Raw genomic sequence first — 22,284 nt, forward strand, 5'->3', positions numbered from 1 at the left:
ACTAAGTAAATAACTATTTAAAGTGATTACAATATAAGTTAAAAGCATTGGCCCTTTAAGCCAATGCTTTTTGTATAAACAAGTAATACTGTCAAACTTGTCCTGATGAAAAAAGAAGAGAAAGTTTAGTTTAAAGTAGCGCAAATCGCTAAAGAGCTTAAGATCTCAAGATCGATTGTCTATAAGTATTTAGAAATGACATTCGATCAAGCGAAAGACCTTTCGCTTCTTGGAAGGAGAGGAAGAAAGCAGAGAAAAGAAGAGCAAGTCTATGTGTATAAACTCACCGATGAAACCTTGAACCCCTTGATACCATAGGTATTAGGGGGCTTTTGTTTATTCTTTTGGTGGTCAGTTTTATTAGTAAAAAGAGCATTGACCACATTTTGGCCACCGAATTTTAATGGATTTAATTTATTTAACAAGACTAAATATTTAGTCTCACCGAGATCTTTCTTGGCCATTCGACCCTATTAAAACAGGCTGCTGTTTTTTTACTCGAGGATTCCTGCCGGGCCATGCTTCGTGGTGTAGATAAATTGGCCGAAGCTGAAAAAGGTATACTTGGAAGGCGTCTTTTCCTGTCTTCAGATGCTCGATGGATATTATTAATGTAATAATATAGAAATGAAATGCAGTCAGCAATCGGACGATTCAAACAGCAATAACACCTAATTCCGTGGAATGATAATCGGACGTTAACAAAAAAGTTAGAAAATTATAAATTATATATTGTTTTGAAAGCGCTTTTAATGTATGATTATCGTAAATCGTACATGATTTACGATTTTTTAAATTTATTTTAGCTTGGGAGATGGTGAAATATGGCTCTTTCGAAAAAAGAGATGAGACAAGTTGCCACGGCAAGTTTAATTGGCTCAGCAATTGAATGGTACGATTGGTTCCTTTACGGAACTGCAGCAGCTTTGGTGTTTAATACTCTATTTTTCCCTGACTATGATCCGCTAGTCGGTACTTTGTTAGCGTTTGCGACCTTCGGGGCTGGTTTTTTTGCGAGACCGCTTGGAGGGATTATTTTTGGGTATTATGGGGATAAATTAGGGCGTAAAACCACACTGATTATTTGCTTATTGTTAATGGGATTCGGTACCTTCTTTATTGGCTTTTTACCCTCCTACGAACAAATAGGAGTATGGGCACCAATTTTACTTTTATTCCTTAGAGTCGTGCAAGGAATAGCCGTAGGTGGAGAATGGGGTGGGGCTGTACTGTTGGCAATTGAACATGCGCCTGAAAACAAACGAGGTTTTTACGGTAGTTTTCCTCAAATGGGTGTTCCTGTAGGACTACTACTTTCAACTGTGGTTTTCTCTGCGTTTTCAGCTCTTCCACGGGATCAATTCTTGGCATGGGGATGGAGAATTCCCTTTTTGCTAAGTATACTTTTGGTAGCTACTGGATTGTTTATCCGTTTAAAAGTTATGGAGACACCTGCTTTCCTTCAGGCCAAAGAGGCGGGAAATCAAATTAAGAATCCGTTAAAAGAAGTATGGAAGACCTCCAAAAAAGATATATTTATCGCCTTGGGATCCCGCTTCGCCAACGACGCAAGTTATTATATTTCAAATGTTTTTGTTCTATTATACGCTACTCAATATTTGTCTTTGGATAAAACCTTGTTTTTAACAGGTGTGTCTGTAGGGGCAGCAGTCGAACTCTTTACAATTCCTCTGTTCGGTGCCCTGTCTGATAAAGTCGGTCGAAGACCTGTATTTATGGCTGGATCTCTATTTTTTGTATTATTCTCATTCCCATTTTTCTGGTTGGTAGAGACCCAAAATATGCTGTTGATATGGATCGCTCTAGTTTTATGGATTGCTGTCGGACATGGAGCAACATTTGCGCCAATGTCAGCTTTCATAGCGGAACGTTTTGACACAAAAACAAGATACACTGGTTCTTCTATCAGTTATCAACTTTCAGGTATGTTAATAGGCGGTCCAACACCTTTTATTGCCACAGCCCTACTATCTTGGTCAGGACACTATTGGCCAATCGCATTGTTTATGATTATATTAGGCGTCATAAGTTTTGTGTCCATCTTTGTTGCGAGCGAAACTTATCGAAAAGATCTGAATAAAGTTTCATCACAAAATAACGAACCTAATACTTTAAAGACAAAAACTAACTAAAGAAAAAAAGGATGGTTAACATGCACCCAAGCATTGAATTAAATAGTAAATTCCATGAAATCCCTGAAGAAGAATACATGGATCGTGTCCGCAGTACCCAAGCTGAAATGGCCAGAGAAGGATATGATCTCATTATCGCGTGGTCCGATAGTTATCGAATGAGCAATGTTCGCTGGTTATCCAATTATCGAGCATTTGATGGGATATTTCCGTACCCTGCAATTGTATTAGTGCCGTTAAAGGGAGACCCTATTCTTTTTGTCGAAAGTAGCTTGACTTCCATCGGAGCAGCTTCGGTGGTGAAGGACGTCCGTGGAATCAGACAGGATCTGGGTCCCGTACTTGATGAGTACGCTGCATCGGGTAATGTAAAAAGAGTCGGTATTGCCGGGTACAAGTATATGGCATTGGAATTCTGGAATGTGGTTCAAAAATCATTGCCTGATATTCTAATTGAACCGACTGTGATCATTGATGTATTAAAATCGATTAAAAGTGAAAATGAAATTCGAAACATGAAAGTTGCCGGATATTTAGCGGATTTGGGGATTGAAGCAATCAAAGATGCTGCCAGGGAAGGGGCAACTGAAAAAGAACTGACAAAGGAAGCGTATCTTGCCATGTTTGCCAATGGTTCAGATACCGTCGCATTTGATATTATGGTACAAACTGGTGAGAACTCATCCGATTATTATTTAGCCAGACCAACTGATCGGAAGCTTAAGGATGGGGATACCCTTCTAATAGATATGGGCTGCAGATATAATGGTTACGCATCTGACATGGCACGTGGTGCTACCTTTGGAAGTGTATCTAAAGAGGCGCAAGCTATGTTCGATGCAGCTTTAGAAGCGTATGAAACTGGATTTAAGTACTTACGCCCTGGTTTAACTGGGGAAGAAGCTAGCTATCCCGCCAATGAAGTTTTAGCTAAATACGGTTATATTCATTCACCTGGCGAAGGGAGAGGTGTGGGTCATGGACTAGGTATGGATCCCGAAGAAGAGCTCCCTATTTTGGCACCTGGAATGAAATCAGTACTCAAGGAAAATCAGACTTTAGCTTATGTCATTACATTACTGATCCCTGGAGTTGGTGGATTAAGAATTGAGGATAGCGTTGTCATCCGTAAAGATGGGGCAGAATCAATGACCAATTTTCCTTATCGAAATCATTGGTAAGAGTATATATTTTGAGATAACCGGTCAAGTTTTGACCGCTTTATTTCTTCTAACTTTTTGTTATGATAGGAGAGCGGATATGTCGTGTTTATTTAAATCATCGGAAGTAACAGGTTATCAAGATATTATCAAGGAAGATAATGACATATTAAATTTTCTTGCATTAGGAAAAATAGTTTTAACGGAAGGCGAAACGTTTACAACCCAAACGGGCAATTATGAAACGGCTTTAGTAATTCTATCAGGCATGGCGACCATTTCCAGTGAACAAGAGAAATGGGGAAATTTAGGTGGGAGAAGCGACGTATTTGATGGGAAAGCTACCGTAGTTTATATACCTTACCAATCGGAATATCTAGTAATTGCTGAGACTAAGTTTCTACAAATCGCAGTATGCAAAGTAAAAGCAGAAAACAAATTCTCCCCTTTTGTCATTAGACCTAATGATATTACTGTTAATCTTAGGGGAAAAGATACCTGGATACGCGAAGTACATGATATCATTACTGAAAATGGGGATGGTAGGGTACATCGTATGGTATTAGGTGAGACCTACAATGAAACTGGCAATTGGTCAAGTTATCCTCCACATAAGCACGATGGGGAATTTTATCCAGAAGAGCCGGATTTTGAAGAGGTGTATCATTATCAATTTCAACCGGAACAAGGTTTTGGTATACAGATGCACTACACTAAGGACCAAAGCATCGATCAGGCATATATCATAAGAAATGGAGATAGTTATGCCATTGATAAGGGATATCATCCTATTAGCGCTGCCGGCGGATATCGTTTGTATTATCTGTGGTTCATGGCCGGAGATACAGGGAGAAACTTGAAACCATATGATGAGCCCGACCATATCTGGCTTAAGTAATAATGGGAATAACATCAAAAAATTGCAAGGTGACTGTATATGAAAAAGAATGGACCAACAAAACGAAAATTAATTACTGAAGACATATACACAGTAATAAAAGACCAAATTTACTCTTACAGTCTTTCACCAGGACAAAAGATTAATATTGACCAAATGGCACGGGATTTAAATGTCAGCAATATCCCGATACGCGAGGCACTAACCCGATTGGCTTCAGAAGGACTCGTACACATTATCCCATATAAAGGGGTTACCGTTGCAGAAATGAGTTTGCAAGAGCTCGATGAATTATATGAGCTACGGATTGAGTTGGAAGGCTTTGCCGCGCGGAAGGCCACACTGCTAATCCCTGAAGCCGAAATAAACTGGCTACATGAAGAAATGAAGCAGCGCTATTTCTCAATTGAAAGCTGTAAAGGTAACTTGGAAACGGTCATGCAGATGAATGTAGAGCTTCACGGTACGATTTTAAAGTATGCTCACAATGAAAATTTACGAAAACTTATTGAACAGTTTTTGCAAAGAATAGAAAGGTACTTGATTTATGCACGTCGGGATTTAGATATTGAAACGGTAAAGAAGGAATGGTCCGAGCATCAAGAAATTATTATGGCCCTTAAAGAACGAAATCATCAAATGGCAGAGAAATTAATGAGGACTCATATAAGTAATTCTCACCAAAGGACTAGAAGGTTTTTTCTATAGATTAAAAATTTTATTTATGGTTTCATGCAACGATATATACTGTATATAGAATTCAATACAAGTCAAAAAAGACCCCTTTTGGGGGTCTTTCAGCTTGTAGACATATACTTTGTCTACAAGCTGGGGTCCTTTTTAAAAGGATCTCTTTTTATGTTTAAAGCTATGTTAAATAACTCTATTTGAATAAAACGAACACTTGTTCTATAATGGATGAAAATATTACGAGAGAGAGTTGTTTAGTACTGCATTGAAGGACATTATCATTGAAATTCAAAAGTTAACTACGGCAGACCAATACCGCCTAAAAAAGTTCTTTACTAAATCTTTAGCTCCTTATAGTATAACTAGCGATTTAAGATTTCCTAATCTTTTCTAATAATAGGGTATCAAGAAATTTAAGATACTGTATCAACAAGAATATGCTTGTCAAAATCAATAATTATTATATGCACTGGCATGTTGATCAAAAGGAGAAAGTTACATATTCAATTATATTTGGTTCAAATTATAGAAAGAGGCGAGTCTTGGAAGAATCCATTCCAATCTCGCCTTTTTTTTTTGGTTCACCAAAAATGTACAATTCGTTATAACGTTCTACAAAATAAAATAGTAATTGACTAAATCTTCTAAATTGTTTAAACTTTAATGCATAAAGTTTAAACTTCAAATTATTAATTTTATTGAAGTTTAGACTTCAAAAAGGGGGTTATAGTGGATTGGATATCCAGTATGATTTAAAGTCATTAGTTGGAGGTTTTATATGATTTCTCATAATGAAGTGGCCTTTATGTCTGCAAGTGAGATAGCTTCTAAAATCAAAGACCGTGAATTTTCTCCTGTAGAAGTGACAGAAGCCTTTATCAGTCGTATTGAGGAAAGAAATAAAAGTTTAAATGCCTTTGTCTACTTTGGTTATAATGACGCGTTGAACAAAGCAAAGGAGGCAGAACGTTCTTTACTAGCCGGAGAAGATGTTGGCATTTTTCATGGTGTGCCCTCTGCTTTAAAAGATTTGTTCGGTGCGAAGCCCGGCTGGATTTCTACCTTTGGAGGCGTCAGAGCATTTAAAGATAATGTAGTAAACCACTATTGTGCTTATGGGGAACGTTTTGAAAAGGCAGGTGGTATTTTACTAGGTAAAACGAATAGTCCCGTTTTAGGTTTTCGTGGGGTGACAGATAATTACTTGTTTGGACCTACACGAAATCCATTCGATTTAAGAAGAAATCCAGGAGGATCATCTGGTGGCAGCGCCGCTGCAGTGGCTGATGGCCTTGTTCCCATTGCTCAAGGATCGGATACCGGTGGATCCACTCGAATCCCAGCCGCATGGTGTGGAATTTATGGTTTTAAGCCTTCTGGAGGACGCGTTCCTTTCCTAGGACGACCTGATGGTTTTAGAACGTACATTTTCTCATCAGAGGGAACCCTCACGCGGACTGTCGAAGACGGCGCACTAAGTCTTGACATGTTAACTGGATATGACGATCGGGATCCTTATTGTCTAAATCAAAAAGTGGACTTCCTCTCGGCATTAAAGGGTTCTATCAAAGATTGGCGAATTGCCTACAGTCCAAATTTTGACGTTTACCCGGTTGATAGTCGTGTTGCACAAACCGTTGCCCAATCCGTAAAATTATTCGAGCAGGCTGGAGCTACAGTTGAAGAAGTGGATATTGGTATTCCTTACGATCAACGTGAGTTAAGCGAACTCTTTAATCGGATCGTAATGAGAGGGTCCATTTCAATATTCGAAAATTATAAAAGTAAGGGAATTGATTTATTAAAGGATCATCGAGAAGATTTACCTCCTCAGTATCTTGAATGGATTGAGAAGGCTTACCAGATGAACATGCTTGATGTTAACCAAGATCAAATTATGCGTACTACCATTTATGACAAGATTCAAAACGTTTTTAAAAAGTATGATTTATTAATCACACCAACTGTAGCATCCCTCCCAACGGAGAACGGCCATGGTGGAAACACGGTCGGGCCGAGTCAAATTAACGGTGAGGATATCGACTCATTAATTGGATGGTGTATGACATACCTCACTAATTTTACGGGTCATCCATGTGCATCCATACCTGCAGGGCTTGCAGACCAACTTCCCGTCGGAATGCAAATCATTGGAAAACGTTACGCAGATACCGATGTCATAACAGCTAGTGCTGTATTTGAAAAACTAAAACCCTGGAATCATATCTATGACATTTGTAAGAATCGCCCCTTAGACCTTCAGCAAGTATCCTACAGAAGTTAGATTTACTCTTCTCCTGCCGAAACACAAATTCGGTTCAAACTTTTTAAAAAAGAATATGAACTCCATAGTTATTGTTTAAGTCAAACCGCGTGTTAATTTAAAAATCATTAGGGAGGTATATTATGGGGCGTTTGCAAGAGTTCTCTCAGAATAAGTTTTTTATCCTTTTTATTCTTTTTGCAGGATGGATGGTTGCTTATTTAGACCGTATGGTAATGAGTGTTGCTCTAACAGCCATAGGTGATGACCTTCATCTAAGTGCTGCATCGTTAGGGATTGTTCTTAGCAGTTTTTTTGCGGGTTATGCCTTAATGCAAATTCCAGGAGGTTTTTTGGCAGACAAGTACGGTTCAAAAAGAGTCATGATTGTATCACTTATTGCATGGTCATTGTTTACGGCGTTTACGGGCTTTGCATGGTCATTGGCTTCTTTGCTCGTCATCCGCTTTTTCTTCGGAGTTGGTGAAAGCGGATTCCCTGCAGCCAGTTCAAAAGCAGTTGCCGAATATTTTCCAAAAGCTGAACGAGCGAAGGCTCAGTCGGGTATGTTATCTTCCAACGCATTTGGCGCTGCCGTAGCTCCTTTGGTTGCAGCACCAATGATGCTGTGGCTGGGGTGGCGACACATGTTTATTGTCATTGCATTAGTTGGATTGGTCCTTGTGGTTGTATATGGTTTGGTTCTAAAGAAGCCAAATCAACCAGAAAACGATAAGAGTCAAAGTCTGGGGAAAAAAATTTCCATAAAAGATTTATTGACAACACCAACGATGTGGAAACTTGTCATAGCCTGGTTTGGATTGGATGTGGTTATATGGGGATTTGCGTCCTGGCTACCTTCTTACTTGTTAAAAGTTCGTCATTTAGATTTACTTCAGGCCGGATTCGTTGCCTCATTACCATTCTTTGCTGGAGGAATAGCGATGATTTTAGGAGGTTGGTTAGTAGATAAGTATTTTATTAACCGAGAAAAATATTTTGCGATTATTGTAGAAGTACTCGGAGCATTATTCCTTTACTTAATGTTTAAAACACCTTCAATTGAATTAGCTATTACCTATCAAGTACTCTCAGCTTTTTTCTTATATGCAGGGTTCGCAGGGATTTGGTCATTACCTCTAAAAATTCTTCCTACAGCAGTAATGGGATCAGCAGCAGGAATGGTCAATTTCGGTGGTCAGTTAGCTGGCTTTGTCTCTCCATTGGTTATGGGCTATTTAATCACTGCTTTTAATGGATCCTATGATGCGGCCTTTTTCTTTTTAATTTTTTCCTCACTTATTTCCATTATTGCTTGCTTAACTTTAGGTGACGCAAAAAATTCCTTAGAAACAAGAGCAGTAAACATTTAAGAAGGGGGAGAATTCAACACAGTGAACAGTAATCGGTTTGGAGGTGTACTAAATGTACGCAATTGTAAATGATACACGTCTATTTTTTGATATTGAAGGTTCAGGATTCGTCCCCGAAGGGCGGAAATTAAGGGAGAAACCAACTTGTTTTGTCCTCCATGGCGGTCCAGGAGGAGATCACACGGTGTACAAACCACATTTAACCCCATTATCCGATTTGATGCAACTCGTCTATACGATAATCGGGGAAGTGGTTTTTCAGAAAGCCAATCTTCATCGACCTATACTTTGAACCAAAATGTAGAGGATTTAGAAGCATTAAGAAAATATTTAGGGTTAAAGACGATTGTTCTTATGGGACAATCTTATGGAGGAATGGTTGCACTAAGCTATGCCGTTGCATATCCTCAAAACGTTTCCAGTCTTCTATTGATCACAACATCACCTAGTTTCAATTTTATTGAAAAGGCAAAGAAAATTGTATCGGAAAAAGGGACCAACGAACAGCAAAAAATGGCACAAATCCTCTGGAACGGAGAATTTGAATCCCAAGAACAGTTAACGGAATACTACAAAGTAATGGAACCTTTATATTCATTTTCATTTAATCCAAAACCAACTCAACTAGAACTACAAAAAAGAACAGAAGCTTATCAAAGATCGAATCGGTCTTTTAAAGCTTTAAATGCAGGATTTAAAGGATTCTTAAAAACGTATAATGTCATCGGACAACTAAAATCTATTAAATGTCCTACTTTGATAATAGCAGGCCGTCATGATTGGATTACGCCAGTAGAAGAGTCTTTTGTACTTGCCGAAAAAATTCCAGATAACGAGTTAGTGATATTCGAAAAAAGCAGCCATAACGTCATTAAAGATGAATACAAACATTTTATTTCGACCGTTACTTCGTTCGTGGAAAAAAGGTTGATTTATACTGTACAAAATTTTATATAGGAGGAGTTACTGTATGAGAATTGCGATAGGGCAGATTGCTCATGAAACCAATACATTCTCTAATGTGGCAACGACAGTAGAACGTTTTAAAAGCTGGGAATGGGATTATAAGGAAAAAATTATTGAAAGACATTTAGGGGTTGATGACTACGTGGGGGGCATTATTGATAAATGCAACCAGCTTGGTATCGAAATCGCACCTGCCTTTTCTACCTTTACAGGGCCGTCAGGCATGATCACGAAAGAAACCTATGAAACATTAGAGAACGAGTTAATCACCAGCATCCAAAATGCAGGAGACGTAGACGGAATCTGTCTTGCTTTACATGGGGCTGGCGTTGCTGAAGGAGTGGACGACTTAGAGGGGTCTTTGCTAAAGGCTCTTAGGCGTTCCATAGGATATGAGATTCCTATTGTTGTAACATTAGATTTGCATGCTAACGTAACAGAATTAATGGTACAAGAAGCCAATGCCCTTTTAGGCGTTCATTTTTATCCCCATACGGATTCTCATGAAAGAGGAAGGGAAGCCATTGAGTTATTAGAACAAATTATTCAAGGCGAAATAGAACCTGTTATGCATCTAGAACAGCTGCCGCTTATGATTCCCACCTCCACAACCTATCATTCTCCAGCCAAGGATCTCAATGAGATTTGCTGGGAATGGGAAAAGAAACAGGATGTGGTGGATTGCACGTTCTTCCACGGGTTCCCTTATACCGATATTCCTGATGTTGGCGTTTCCGTAGTCACCATTACCAACGGAAAACCTTCATTAGCCCAACAAGTGGGGAACGAGGTAGCCAAAATGATCTGGGAGAAGAGAATGGAGTTTCAAACAGATCTCCCCAATCCTGAGGAAGGAATTCAACAGGCTTTATATAAAGCCGACTACCCCATCGTTATCAACGAAACGTCCGATAATCCAGGTGGAGGGACACCAGGAGATGGAACATTTTTATTAAAAGCGATGGTTGAAGCGAATGCTCCCAATACGTGCTTTGGATTTATTTATGATCCTGAAGTAGCAGAGTTGGCCCATCAAGTTGGGGTAGGGTCATATATCGATGTAGAATTAGGAGGCAAAACCGATTTATTACATGGAGAACCTTTGCCTCTAAAAGTTTATGTTAAGAGTTTATCGGATGGCCAGTTTTTTCAATCTTCTCCCATGTGGCGAGGATTAAAAGTAAATCTTGGAAAATCCGCGAGATTAAAAACCGGCAATGTGGATATTATTGTGTGCTCCGTCAGAGCCCAAACCTTTGATGAGCAGGTTTTCTTGCTTCATGGAATCGATGTAGCCAATTACAAAATTGTAGCCTTAAAATCAAGTCAGCACTTTCGAGCTGCCTTCCAGTCCATCGCAAAGGAAATTATTACTGTCGATTCACCTGGTTTAAGCACTTGTGTTTTTTCGTCATTTGATTATGAACGAATCAATCGGCCGATCTTTCCTTTAGACTCCGTTCAAGAATATAGAAAGCAGACAACAAAGGCATAACCCTATTCGAAGTGAGAGATGTAACAGTAGGTGCCAATCCTAGCACCCTAACATCTAGAAAGGAAGATCACGGATGGAACCTATCAACGAAGTCATTCGAAAGAATTTCAATACGCTAACGAATCGTCAAAAAATGGTAGCCCAATTTATTCTGGAGCATCCCCAACATATCGCTTTTCAAAAGGCAAAAGAAGTCGGAGAGTTGACCAAAACTAGTGAGACAACAGTGATCCGTTTATGCTATGCGCTTGGATATAAAGGCTTTACTCATTTGCAAAAGGAGATTCAGTCCAATTTATTAGATAATGGACAAACTGATCCATTAGAAAAATATAGAGTATCTACTGGAGCCCTCAGTCAAAACAGCGTAGATCTTATTCACCATATTAAGGAGCAGGAGATTGCTTTTATTGAAAAAAACCTGGACGCGTTGGACCCGAATTTAGTCCAAAAAGTTATTGAGGCGATTCTGTATTCCAAAAAAAGATGCATTGTGGGCTTAAGGAGCTCATATGCAGCAGCCAATTGGCTGGCGTTTAGTTTAAACATTGTAAAAGGCAATACCCATCTGTATCGAGGAGAAATTGACGACGCGATTTCTTTGATTTCAGACATGGATAAAGAAAGCCTGGTCATCGCGTTTTCATTCCCGCGTTATGCTCAGGAGACTATATCGTTTGTAAAGGCCGCGAAGAAAAAGGGAGCAAAAATCATCGCCATCACCGATAACGAATTATCTCCCCTAGGATCATTTGCAGATTTGTTGATTAAAGTGTACACCCCTTCGCCTACCGGTCTGAATGGGATGGCGACCATGTTTTCGTTGCTTAATGTCATAGTATCTGGCGTTGCCTCATCGAAGTGGGAAGAGGTACATAACCGTATCAATGACTACGAACAAACGAGCGAACAGTTTTTTCCGTTTTTTAAGCAGGAAACCGATTGATCCGCTAACAGCAAATAGAGATAGAGAAAGGGACTTTGATATGAAAATAGATAAAGTGGAATTGTCTAGACTTCGTATGCCACTAAAAATACGGTTTGAAACCAGCTTCGGCCTCATTCCGTTTAAAGATTTTCTCGTCGTAAGTGTTCATAGTGGAAACTTAACAGGTTATGCTGAGAGTGCTTCTCTTCCATACCCTGTTTATAATGAAGAAACTACAGGAACCATCAGCTATATCCTTAAGGAATTTCTCATACCTAAATTGTTCTCTTCTGAAAGCATCACCCATCCCAGTGAAATTCATGAACTTTTCAAGCCAATCCGACGGCACAACATGGCTAAAGCTGTGCTTGAAGGAGCGATTTGGGATTTATATGCTAGACATCAAGGTGTGTCACTTGCAAGAGCTCTCGGAGGTGAAAAAAGAGAGATTGAAGTAGGGGTCAGTATCGGTATTGAAGATACTGTGGAAGAAGTGCTTGAAAAAGTGGGGAAGTTTACGGAAGAAGGCTACAAGAAAATTAAAGTGAAAATTAAACCCGGCCATGATGTCAAAGTGATTCGTGCCATTCGGGAAGAATATGGCCCTGATCTACCTTTAATGGCTGATGCAAATTCAGCCTACACCTTAAATGACATTCATATCCTTAAAGAATTGGACCAGTATAACCTTATAATGATTGAGCAGCCCTTGGCTCACGATGACATTATTGATCATGCTAAACTTCAAAAACAGCTAGTTACGCCCATTTGCTTGGATGAAAGCATTCATACGGCCGAAGACGCTAGGAAAGCAATCGAATTAGGAAGCTGCAAAATCATCAATATTAAGGTTGGCCGTGTAGGCGGACTAACGGAAGCCAAAAAAATACATGATCTATGTAAATCAAATCATATTCCTGTTTGGTGTGGAGGGATGCTGGAAGCAGGGATCGGTCGTGCACACAATATTGCACTTTCGTCGCTTAACAACTTTAGCATCCCTGGGGATACATCCGCCTCTGATCGTTATTGGGCTTATGATATCGTTCAACCAGAGATCATATTATCAAAACCGGGCAAGCTGGAGGTTCCAACATCTCATGGAATTGGCTATGAAATTAACAAGACTATATTTGATCAATATTTGATCAATAAAGAGACATTTACAAACGAATTGATACTGCAGTAGTTTCAGTAGAACAACTAATAGGAGGGATTAGATTGTTTGATTTTATTATAAGAGGTGGCCACGTTTATGATGGAACAGAAAATCCGTGGACTAAAACTGATGTTGGAATTAAAAATGGGGTCATTCGTAAAATAGGGAACCTGAGTAACGAAAAGGCTACTACGGAAATAGAGGCTAAGGGCTTGGCGGTTTCACCCGGATTTATTGATACGCATGTCCACTCGGATTTGCTTTGTACAAAACCAGAGATCCACCATATAAAAGTATTACAAGGTGTTACGACTGAATTATTTGGCCAGGATGGTATTTCGGTTGCTCCGGTTTCGGAAGAAACCAAGCCGTTATGGCAAAAACAGTTAAAAGGACTTAACGGAGATATTGGTGATTGGCCATGGAACTCCATCGATGAATATCTTCAGTTTTTGGAAGATTCTGATATAACAGGGAATGCGACCTACCTTGTACCCCATGGGGCTGTACGGACTCTTGTCATGGGCTTTGATGGTCGTCACGCGACACAAGAGGAAATGGAGCAAATGCAATTCCTTGTTGAAGAGGGAATGAAGCAGGGGGCCGTAGGGGTTTCTTCGGGTTTGGTCTATCCTCCCAATGTGTTTTCCAATAAAGAAGAATTAATTGCAATCTGCAAAGGGGCAGCTAAATATGACGGCTGCTTTGTGGTCCATATTCGAAACGAAAGCAACCACTCCTTAGAAGCATTGGATGAGGTCATTGATGTCGCCCGTCAATCAGGCGTTCGTCTTCATGTTTCTCATTTCAAAGTCGCAGGTAAAACGAATCGCGATAAGTTTGAAAAAGCTCTTGAAAAAATGGACGATGGCCGTAACGAAGGAATTGAAATTACTTTTGATCAATACCCGTATACCGCCGGATCAACCGTTTTTCACGCTATTTTACCTCCTTGGATGCATTCTGGAGGAACCTCTGCTCTGTTAGAAAAATTAAAGGAACCGGAAATCAGAGAAAAAATAAAACAAGAGTTTAAGAATAATGAGGACTACGAAAACTGGGTCCTTACCTGTGGTTGGGAAAACATTATTATTACGGCTGTTTCCACAGAAAAAAATCGCTGGGCCGAAGGCAAAAACATGAATGAAGTAGCTGAATTATTAGAAGCAGCAGATCCTGCAGACGCAGCCTTTGATTTACTTATAGAGGAAAATGCAGGTATTACGATGGTCATTCATTGGGGCGATGAAGAGGATGTCATTTATGGAATGAGACACCCCCTACAGATCGTGGGGTCGGACGGTATTTTTGGCGGAAAGCCCCATCCTCGACTTTACGGAACATATCCACGTGTATTAGGACGATATGTGCGCGAAAAACAGGCACTTACCCTTGAACAGGCAGTGCGTAAGATGACAGGAGCACCTGCGCAGTTGCTTCGTTTAAAAGACAGAGGATTCATCCGAGAAGGTTATGCCGCGGATATTGTGGTGTTTGATCCCAAAACGGTCAATGATAAATCAACGTACGAAAACCCACTAGAAAAGCCGGTTGGAATTAAATATGTTCTTGTAAACGGGCAGTTGGCCGTAAAAGAGGGCAAGTATACCGGCACTACGGCAGGCAAAGTGTTGCGACAGGAGAACAGTTATGCAAAGGTTTACTTATAAGATTGTAACCGAACTCGAACCCCTTTCAGACATTGTTGATTTACAAAAAATGGTGTGGGGAGAAGAGGTAGTCACCTCCCTTCCGCAAATGGTGGCTGCCATTCACAACGGCGGGGTCGTCATTGGTGCATTTGATAAGGATAGTCATCGACTGGTGGGATTTTGTTATGGATTTGCAGGTTACAGTCAGCTTAGTAAAAAGCCCTATTTGTGTTCACATATGATGGCCATACATCCAGACTATCGAAATCAAGGAATCGGTGAACATTTGAAATTAAAACAACGAGAGTGGGCCATCGGATATGGTTATGAAAAAATCATTTGGACATTTGACCCTCTGGAAGTTAAAAATGGGTATCTTAATCTCTCGAAACTCGGTGGCTATGTAAAAACGTATATTGAAGCTTATTATGGTTACATGAATGATAAATTGAACAAAGACACACCCTCCGACCGATTCTTAGTGGAATGGGATCTTCTATCTGAAAAGGTTAACTATGCGCTTAGAGGAAACCGAAATCAGGCCAGATGGAAGAAGTATGAAAAACTATTTGATATTCGATTTGACGGTAAACATCCGATTCCTTGTGAGGATAAAAGTGTGGAGTATTATATTTCTGGCTATCTGTTGCCTATTCCAAAAGAGGTACAACAAATGAAGAAAGATACCCCTGATCTGGTCCAAGAGTGGCGATTACGCACTCGCAATAAACTAAACGAAGCCCTCCTAAACGGCTACCACGTGACAGGGGTGATCCCGGAAGACGATATTGCCTATTACGTACTAGAAAGAAGTGATCCTCCTGCATAATACACAGAGAAATACCAATCTAAATAGCATCGAAGAATGGGTGAAGAACAACCATACTCTTCTGCTAGATACTTACAACCACTTACATGACTTGGCTGAAGTCAGTTGGAAGGAAAAAACTACAAGGGATTTCCTTTGTAATGAACTCAATAAACTCGGTCTCTCTTATAAAACGTTTCCCGATCACTATGGGATTGTCGTCACATGGAACAGTGATTCAGACGGCCCAACGATCGGGTTACGGACGGATATGGATGCATTATGGCAAAATGTTGAAGGTGTATGGAAAGCAAACCATTCGTGCGGACATGATTCACATATGACGATGGTGCTTAATACACTTCGTTGTTTAAAGGAGTCCAATTTTCACCCGAATTATGGATGTCTCAAAATTATTTTCCAACCAGCTGAAGAGACGGGGAAAGGTGCTCAAGCCATCATTAAAGATGGCGTAGTGGATGACGTGGATTACTTGCTCGGTATCCATGTGAGACCGGCATTCGAAATTGGAATGGGGCAGGCCTCTTCCGCGATTTATCATGGAGCTACCACTCTATTAAAAGGGAAAATTAAAGGGATACAAGCCCATGGCTCAAGACCAAACATGGGCATTAATGTAGTAGATTCCCTTGGTGCGATCATAAGTGCTGTGAATTCGGTGAAAGTGGATCCAACCTTACCAGCCTCAGCTAAGGTGACACAAGTGAAAGCTGGAGGCGAAAACATCAATATTATTCCAGATGAAGCCGAGTTTAGTATCGATCTTAGAGCACAAACGAATAGGGCCATGGAAAGTTTAACAGACAGTATAATGAGAGCGGTTCAATATGCAGGAGAAGCCAATGGTGCCGAAGTGCAACTTGAAATTCGGGCACAGATGGTAGCAGCAGAGAAAAGCCCCTTTATGGAAGAAATAGTGGGAGATGCGGTTCGACAGATGCTTGGTGAAACGTCACTCGTCAGTCCTCCGGTTACGCCAGGCGGCGAAGACTTTCATTTCTATACAAAGGAAAGACCTCATATTCAAGCCACGATGGTGGGTTTAGGTACAGACTTAGAACCAGGTCTACATCACCCAAATATGAAATTTGACTTAACGGCGATGGGGAATGGTGTAGCGATTTTAGCAGCTTCCGTCATCAAGTTATTTGAAAAGGCAGCGGAGAGAACAGATCCTTCTATATAAAATAACAGAAATATTACAATAATAAACAAATAAAAATGTAGTAAATGAAAGGAGTATAAGAATGGTAGAGTCTAAAATAAAAGAACTTGGATATGAGTTACCTGAAGCACCAGCACCACTTGCAAATTATGTTACCATTAATCGTACTAGAAACCTTCTTTTTACTTCTGGCTCCGGTTGCTTTAAAGACGGAAAGCCCCTTTATCAAGGAAGACTTGGTGAAGATATTTCTATCGAGCAAGGGTATGATGCTGCTCGAATTACGGCTTTAAATTTACTCAGTATAGTAAAGAAAGAAGTCGGAGATTTAAATAAAGTCAAAAAAGTAGTGAAACTACTTGCATTTGTAAGTTGTACAAATGACTTTTATGATCATCCACAAGTAATCAATGGTGCGTCAGATCTTTTGGTAGAAGTTTATGGAGAAAATGGTAAACACGCAAGGTCTGCGATTGGAACAAATGTCCTTCCCTTAAATTTACCAGTTGAAATTGAGCTGGTCCTTGAAATAGAAGAGTGAGAGATAAAGACACCTATTGTGCCATATTATAGGATGCAGACTCTATACTCCTCACATTCACAACAAGAAGTTCATATGAGAATGGTTTTATCTATCCTACAACAAAAACACATACATATACGCGTATGTGTTTTTGTTTATATAACTAATCCAAGAAAAACTACTTTATACAAAAAATCAAGAGGAGGCATGTCCACTACATGTGCTAACCCAATGGATTTCATACCTTACTGAAAAAGGGAACCAGATAAATTTGTCTAGTTATTGATATAGGAATCCAATTTAACGACAATGTAATTTACCATAATAAATAACTATATAAAGAACGTAGTTGCCTTGGCCAAAGCCAGAAGAGGAGGGTGGGGGGCTTTCCTTTGTTGTAGGTAAATCAAAAGCGATGTAGTCACGTCCCATTTTTCTTTTTCTTATAGTAATTTCTTCTTTGTAGTGTATCAAAAATATAGAAGAGGGCAGCCCCCATGATGGGCTGCCCTCTTCTACTTAGAGTTACTCACCGCACTTGCAGCCAACCATGCCACAGACGGGGCACCACGACGGTCCGCTGGAGGGAACGGGTCCGACGACGGACGACATGTTCGATTTATCCCTTGACGAAGTTGGGGGATAAATCAGGACATGTCATGATTTATCCGGATAAGTCTTTATCTGGATTTATCGTGAAGCAAAACACCAAGAAATAATCCTTGGTCGCTATTTATCTACTTTTTTTAAAAGCGTAAAAGCTGATATTCACCCACCATGTGTATACCGGCTTTTCGTTTCACAATAGTGACCCAGTTAGTTTTTAATACTTTTAGCACCTGCAATTTGAGGTGATTGTTCTTCCCAATGCAACGGTTCGTCTGACATGAATTTTTGAAGTACGTTGTCCGTTAGTTGGGATATATTATTATCGTAATTGTTATGGGATAAACTTCCACAATAAGCAATAGAACTCACCGAGAAAACTGCTCCTCCCTTTGGAGTCGGGTAATATACCATATCTGCCCGAACCCTAGGATTCTCCGCACCTCCCATACTTGGAACGTTAAAATACAGTTCCTCAACAACCTGCATGTACGCATTAGAATGGCCTTCCGAAGATGCAAGAATAAGTGTTTCCGGTGGTGTCCCCAATTCAAGATCATAAGTATCCACTTCAAGTCCTGCTGCACCACCGCCAACTAAGCCAAAATTGCCAATTAGCTCGTCTTCACCAATTCCCTCAAAAATCCAGGAGACTCTTGGATCAAAGCTAACTGGGTTCCGACGGTAGTAGGAAGACACATCAAATCCTTCGGCAATAAATCCTGTTCCGGCAATTTTTTGTGGTGCTCTGCCTCTGTTTCTCCATAGTCCACCTTGTTCCCCACTAAAGCTTAAATGTAATTCGCCGGGGTTTGCTTTCCATGCATTTGAACCAAATTGCTTTCGCACTTCGATGATATTAGGGTTTTCTGGATTAAATTGAATGATCCAGTAAAAGCCATTAGCTCCCATATACATAAATCTTCCACCCAGTTGTTGGTAATCCTCAACTGCATCTAACATAGCCCCTGAATAATATTCCGGGTGAGATCCGGTAAGTACAACGTTGTATGGTTTTAAAAGGTCGACCCCTTCTTCGTTGAGGTCGTGATCGGTAATTACATCAAATGTATATCCCTTTTCAGTCAACCAATCTACTAAATGAAGATCGGCATTAAATTGCCATAATGAAGGCGACAGATTATGCCTGTACTTGGGTCTCATATTAAGTATCGGCCGAAGTCCTGATGAATAACAGACACCACTGCCATCGGAATGCACATCGTATGTGGAAAGACCATATTCCTTATGTTCCATAAGATATAAATCTTCTGCTTGTATAACCGGCGCCCGGCCAAACATCAATTGAGCAAGGGGGACATCTTGAAATCTAGTGTTAGCATACGCTAAATAACTTGCTGTGGGGATTAATAATGCAATATTAGCCGTTGCAGTTCCCTTTTTAGGTCTTACGAAAAATGTAACGTAGTCTTCATCTTCTCCAGCTTTTACATGTGCTGCATACACACCGCTTCTTAGATCATCTGGGATGGTAAATTCAAAATCTACTTTCCAGTCGGCATCAGAAAGATCGTCATCATGAAAATGAATAGCGCCATACTGCTCTGGAGCATGGATAAAATTTTGTTCATTAGATGTCCAGTTATAACCTGTCATCGCCCGAGTTGGAAGATTAGTAGCCTTTCCATGAAGTTCACTTTGCGATTTGTCTATAATCTGGCTGGGAATTTCCAAACCTTTAGGGCCAATATTCGCTGCAAAATCCCATGCTGCTAGCAAATCCACAAAGGGATTTTCTATACATTGTTCCATCTCTTGTCGAGTAAGCACACGGTCAGCCATGCGAGGCCTATCTATTTTTCCATTATAAAGGCCTCTAACAATGTTCTTGCCTTCAACGATAGTTTCTAAATAGCCAGCCATAATAAAAGGGGCTTCATGATCAGTATCAGGTTTTGATTTAATTACTTGCTTAACATGTGCTGTCATTGTCTCTAACGAATATGCAAGTGAGAATCTCCCATTAGTTTTATCTACTAAAGGTTGCTGAAATACTTCAACTGTACCATTAGTTGCATCAAAAGACGCCCCTACAAAAAACCAACATCTCTCTACTAATTTTTTCCCCGTGTTTACTCTCTCCACTTTACCGCTGCCATCACCAATCCATAATGAAAGGAAACCGCTTTCATCGATAAATAAACCATATCCAGTTTTTTTCGAGTCAGACCACTTTGTGAGTAGACCTTGAGCACCCTTATCAGGAGTAGTTGGCCAAATCATCGCCTGTAATGAAAAACTTTCAATGTCCCTTAACAAGGAGTTATCCGGTACGGCGACATACGAGCCGCTATAAATTTTCTGTTCTCTCCCCCTGTATTGTTTTTTAAGGTCAGTATCAATCAATTCAACTTTCCATCCTGGTCCATCAGGATTAGTATCCCCATGTATTAGTCGAACGATTTCGGCCTGATAGCTTTCATTCCCCTCACTATTGATCATAAATTTAACATTTTGTCCTGGTTCTACGCTTAGTTTGTCTGGATATCCATGAATTGTCACTATGACTCTCTCCTTTTTTTGAATTATACTTCCACACCATATTTTTGTAATCTCTTAAGAAAAAGGCCGTATTCAGCTGCTTCTCTTGAATCAAAACTTTCCTCCCAGAAAATTTTAGGATGTTTTCCTCGAACGCCTGGGTGTTCTCCTATATGCCACTCCTTATGTGGCTCGGTACATACGATGACATATTTCCCTTCCATTTGTTCATGATGTCTTCGCAGGTAATTTAATACGACATCAAGCTGTTCGCTATGTTTGCCAATAGGATTTAATTTGTATTCGTCCAATAACTGTTTTGTAATGAGAGGCTTGATTTTCGTTTCAAAAATCCGCCTGTCTATATCCAAATAGACTGCTTTATCTCTCGTTTCTTGAGACATTGTTCTTCCCTCCATTAACGACTGTAATTTTAGTCTTTCTTAGATAGGTGCTTTTTTTTAATTTAATGAAGCATTAACAAGTGCAGGTGGGCGTTTATCTTTCCACGGACGTGCTTGTTCTAGTTGACTTGCTAGATTAATGAGAGTTGACTCATCAGCAAATCGTCCGCCAAACTGCATTCCGATCGGAAGGCCATTGCTGCTCCAGGCAAGCGGAAGAGATATCGCGGGTTGACCCGTTGTATTAAATAGATTAGTGAATGGGGCATAAGTAAATATTTGTTCAGTCCATTGTTCTGCATTAATTCCTAGAGCATTTTGATTTAATTCACCAAGAGGGAGAGGAGGCTGGGCTGTTGTCGGTGATAATAAAATATCGTATTCCGTGAAAAAGCGGCCTACCGACCTAGTAACAGCTGCCATGATGTCGGTTGCTTCAAGTAACTGTGGAGCTGTGATTGCCTGACCATATTGATAACATGCGAAGCTTGCTGTTTCCAGGTTTTCCTCTGACGGAACACGATTTAAGGCTTTAGCTACTCCGTTCACCATATGGGCCACGTGCGCGGTCCAAATTCGAAGTGTAGCAAGATTATGCAATTCAACATCTATCTGCGGGGAAGCTTCTACCACTTCATGTCCCAGTTCCTGACAAAGTGCTGCTGTTTCACGTAATGCATTTATGCACTCTTGATTCACCGGAACTCCAGTAAGCGGCTTTTCCATGAATGCAATACGAAGCCGTTTAGGTGGTTCTGTAACCGCTTCCAAAAATGACCTGTTGGGAGGCGGAGCAAACGAGTAAGCACCAATATCAGGACCGGAGACAGCATCCAACAGTGCCGCTGTATCACGGACACTCCGAGAAACAGCAAATTCCACTCCGATACCGCTAAGCAGTTCTCCGAAAGGCCCTGTTGGAGTGCGTCCTCGAGTTGGTTTCAACCCTATCAATCCATTACATGAGGCTGGAATACGGATGGAACCTCCTCCGTCATTAGCATGTGCTATAGGTACAATACCTGCCGCTACAGCTGCACCTGCCCCGCCGCTAGATCCTCCTGGGCTATGATCCATATTCCATGGGTTTCGGGTCGGCCCATAAAAAATGGATTCTGTTGTCGCGTTATAAGCCCATTCAGGAGTCGTAGTTGTTCCTACAGTTACTAATCCCGCCTTTTTGAATCTGGTCATCAATTCAGTATCATCCGAATAAACTAAACCTTCAGCTAATCGGCTTCCAAGATTTGACGGCACATTCTCAGCATGTAATAAAGCCTCTTTAATCAGAAATGGGACTCCTGCGAACGGCCCTTCCTGTGATCCTTCAATTTCTTGACCTGACTCTGCCAAAACATTATTAACAGCGTTTAATTTTGGATTCAATTCTCGAATTGCTTCAACAGCCGTATCTTTCAATTCCTTGGGAGTAACTTCATTATTTCTAACTAGTTCTGCCAAACCTGTTGCATCATAGCGAGAATACTCAGAAAACCTCATTTTTTTTCCTCCTTATGA

At 40.3% G+C, this 22,284-nt stretch carries 17 protein-coding genes; 14 read left to right on the top strand and 3 right to left on the bottom strand.

The features are described from left to right. Positions 1 to 824 precede the first annotated feature (824 nt). The 14 genes from QNH15_RS11630 (at position 825) to QNH15_RS11695 (ending at position 17,272) form a co-directional block, all read left to right on the top strand. On the top strand, positions 825 to 2,153 hold the full coding sequence (locus tag QNH15_RS11630) for an MFS transporter (RefSeq protein ID WP_283894808.1): 1,329 nt from the start codon (positions 825 to 827) through the stop codon (positions 2,151 to 2,153). A 20-nt stretch (positions 2,154 to 2,173) separates the two neighbouring features. Beyond that, on the top strand, positions 2,174 to 3,334 hold the full coding sequence (locus QNH15_RS11635; RefSeq protein ID WP_283894810.1) for a M24 family metallopeptidase: 1,161 nt from the start codon (positions 2,174 to 2,176) through the stop codon (positions 3,332 to 3,334). A 79-nt stretch (positions 3,335 to 3,413) separates the two neighbouring features. Next, positions 3,414 to 4,211 (top strand): 5-deoxy-glucuronate isomerase, encoded by a 798-nt coding sequence (iolB, locus tag QNH15_RS11640; RefSeq protein ID WP_283894811.1) that lies wholly within the window; start codon positions 3,414 to 3,416, stop codon positions 4,209 to 4,211. Between the two features lie 39 nt (positions 4,212 to 4,250). After that, a complete protein-coding gene (locus tag QNH15_RS11645) occupies positions 4,251 to 4,919 on the top strand; it encodes a GntR family transcriptional regulator (RefSeq protein WP_283894813.1) in 669 nt (222 codons plus the stop codon). Between the two features lie 760 nt (positions 4,920 to 5,679). After that, on the top strand, positions 5,680 to 7,185 hold the full coding sequence (locus QNH15_RS11650) for an amidase (RefSeq protein WP_283894814.1): 1,506 nt from the start codon (positions 5,680 to 5,682) through the stop codon (positions 7,183 to 7,185). 122 nt (positions 7,186 to 7,307) lie between these two features. Continuing rightward, positions 7,308 to 8,537: an MFS transporter gene (locus tag QNH15_RS11655; protein WP_283894816.1), complete on the top strand. Its 1,230-nt coding sequence runs from the start codon at positions 7,308 to 7,310 to the stop codon at positions 8,535 to 8,537. Between the two features lie 144 nt (positions 8,538 to 8,681). Further along, positions 8,682 to 9,494: an alpha/beta fold hydrolase gene (locus tag QNH15_RS11660; RefSeq protein WP_283894818.1), complete on the top strand. Its 813-nt coding sequence runs from the start codon at positions 8,682 to 8,684 to the stop codon at positions 9,492 to 9,494. Between the two features lie 13 nt (positions 9,495 to 9,507). Next, a complete protein-coding gene (locus tag QNH15_RS11665) occupies positions 9,508 to 10,998 on the top strand; it encodes a M81 family metallopeptidase (RefSeq protein ID WP_283894820.1) in 1,491 nt (496 codons plus the stop codon). 73 nt (positions 10,999 to 11,071) lie between these two features. Beyond that, complete coding sequence (locus tag QNH15_RS11670; protein ID WP_283894822.1) at positions 11,072 to 11,944, top strand: MurR/RpiR family transcriptional regulator; 873 nt, start codon at positions 11,072 to 11,074, stop codon at positions 11,942 to 11,944. A gap of 40 nt (positions 11,945 to 11,984) precedes the next feature. After that, positions 11,985 to 13,115 (top strand): o-succinylbenzoate synthase, encoded by a 1,131-nt coding sequence (gene menC, locus QNH15_RS11675; protein WP_283894824.1) that lies wholly within the window; start codon positions 11,985 to 11,987, stop codon positions 13,113 to 13,115. A gap of 32 nt (positions 13,116 to 13,147) precedes the next feature. Further along, the gene (locus tag QNH15_RS11680) at positions 13,148 to 14,755 is read left to right on the top strand and encodes an N-acyl-D-amino-acid deacylase family protein (protein ID WP_283894826.1); all 1,608 of its coding nucleotides are present in this window, start codon (positions 13,148 to 13,150) and stop codon (positions 14,753 to 14,755) included. Next, entirely contained in the window at positions 14,736 to 15,566 is an 831-nt protein-coding gene (locus QNH15_RS11685) for a GNAT family N-acetyltransferase (protein WP_283894827.1), read from the top strand. The genes QNH15_RS11680 and QNH15_RS11685 overlap by 20 nt, the downstream gene beginning before the upstream one ends. A 40-nt stretch (positions 15,567 to 15,606) precedes the next feature. After that, complete coding sequence (locus tag QNH15_RS11690; protein ID WP_283894828.1) at positions 15,607 to 16,752, top strand: M20 peptidase aminoacylase family protein; 1,146 nt, start codon at positions 15,607 to 15,609, stop codon at positions 16,750 to 16,752. Between the two features lie 61 nt (positions 16,753 to 16,813). Continuing rightward, on the top strand, positions 16,814 to 17,272 hold the full coding sequence (locus QNH15_RS11695; RefSeq protein ID WP_283894830.1) for a RidA family protein: 459 nt from the start codon (positions 16,814 to 16,816) through the stop codon (positions 17,270 to 17,272). 798 nt (positions 17,273 to 18,070) lie between these two features. Here QNH15_RS11695 and QNH15_RS11700 read toward each other — a convergent pair. Genes QNH15_RS11700 through QNH15_RS11710 form a run of 3 tightly spaced genes read right to left on the bottom strand, consistent with a single transcriptional unit; the run spans position 18,071 to position 22,266 of the window. Beyond that, the gene (locus tag QNH15_RS11700; protein ID WP_283894832.1) at positions 18,071 to 20,383 is read right to left on the bottom strand and encodes a N,N-dimethylformamidase beta subunit family domain-containing protein; all 2,313 of its coding nucleotides are present in this window, start codon (positions 20,381 to 20,383) and stop codon (positions 18,071 to 18,073) included. A gap of 23 nt (positions 20,384 to 20,406) precedes the next feature. Further along, positions 20,407 to 20,766 (bottom strand): N,N-dimethylformamidase alpha subunit family protein, encoded by a 360-nt coding sequence (locus QNH15_RS11705; RefSeq protein ID WP_129479418.1) that lies wholly within the window; start codon positions 20,764 to 20,766, stop codon positions 20,407 to 20,409. A gap of 57 nt (positions 20,767 to 20,823) precedes the next feature. Continuing rightward, on the bottom strand, positions 20,824 to 22,266 hold the full coding sequence (locus tag QNH15_RS11710; RefSeq protein ID WP_283894836.1) for an amidase: 1,443 nt from the start codon (positions 22,264 to 22,266) through the stop codon (positions 20,824 to 20,826). Positions 22,267 to 22,284 lie beyond the last annotated feature (18 nt).

The sequence above is a fragment of the Fictibacillus enclensis genome (genome assembly GCF_030123385.1).
Taxonomy (GTDB): domain Bacteria; phylum Bacillota; class Bacilli; order Bacillales; family Fictibacillaceae; genus Fictibacillus_C; species Fictibacillus_C enclensis.

Bases quoted from the DNA above. Each gene is read 5' to 3' on its own strand.
- QNH15_RS11650 (WP_283894814.1), top strand. From the start codon at position 5,680: ATGATTTCTCATAATGAAGTGGCCTTTATGTCTGCAAGTGAGATAGCT.
- QNH15_RS11710 (WP_283894836.1), bottom strand. From the start codon at position 22,266: ATGAGGTTTTCTGAGTATTCTCGCTATGATGCAACAGGTTTGGCAGAA.
- menC (WP_283894824.1), top strand. From the start codon at position 11,985: ATGAAAATAGATAAAGTGGAATTGTCTAGACTTCGTATGCCACTAAAA.
- QNH15_RS11655 (WP_283894816.1), top strand. From the start codon at position 7,308: ATGGGGCGTTTGCAAGAGTTCTCTCAGAATAAGTTTTTTATCCTTTTT.
- QNH15_RS11695 (WP_283894830.1), top strand. From the start codon at position 16,814: ATGGTAGAGTCTAAAATAAAAGAACTTGGATATGAGTTACCTGAAGCA.
- QNH15_RS11685 (WP_283894827.1), top strand. From the start codon at position 14,736: ATGCAAAGGTTTACTTATAAGATTGTAACCGAACTCGAACCCCTTTCA.
- QNH15_RS11665 (WP_283894820.1), top strand. From the start codon at position 9,508: ATGAGAATTGCGATAGGGCAGATTGCTCATGAAACCAATACATTCTCT.
- QNH15_RS11705 (WP_129479418.1), bottom strand. From the start codon at position 20,766: ATGTCTCAAGAAACGAGAGATAAAGCAGTCTATTTGGATATAGACAGG.
- QNH15_RS11645 (WP_283894813.1), top strand. From the start codon at position 4,251: ATGAAAAAGAATGGACCAACAAAACGAAAATTAATTACTGAAGACATA.
- QNH15_RS11630 (WP_283894808.1), top strand. From the start codon at position 825: ATGGCTCTTTCGAAAAAAGAGATGAGACAAGTTGCCACGGCAAGTTTA.
- iolB (WP_283894811.1), top strand. From the start codon at position 3,414: ATGTCGTGTTTATTTAAATCATCGGAAGTAACAGGTTATCAAGATATT.
- QNH15_RS11670 (WP_283894822.1), top strand. From the start codon at position 11,072: ATGGAACCTATCAACGAAGTCATTCGAAAGAATTTCAATACGCTAACG.
- QNH15_RS11635 (WP_283894810.1), top strand. From the start codon at position 2,174: ATGCACCCAAGCATTGAATTAAATAGTAAATTCCATGAAATCCCTGAA.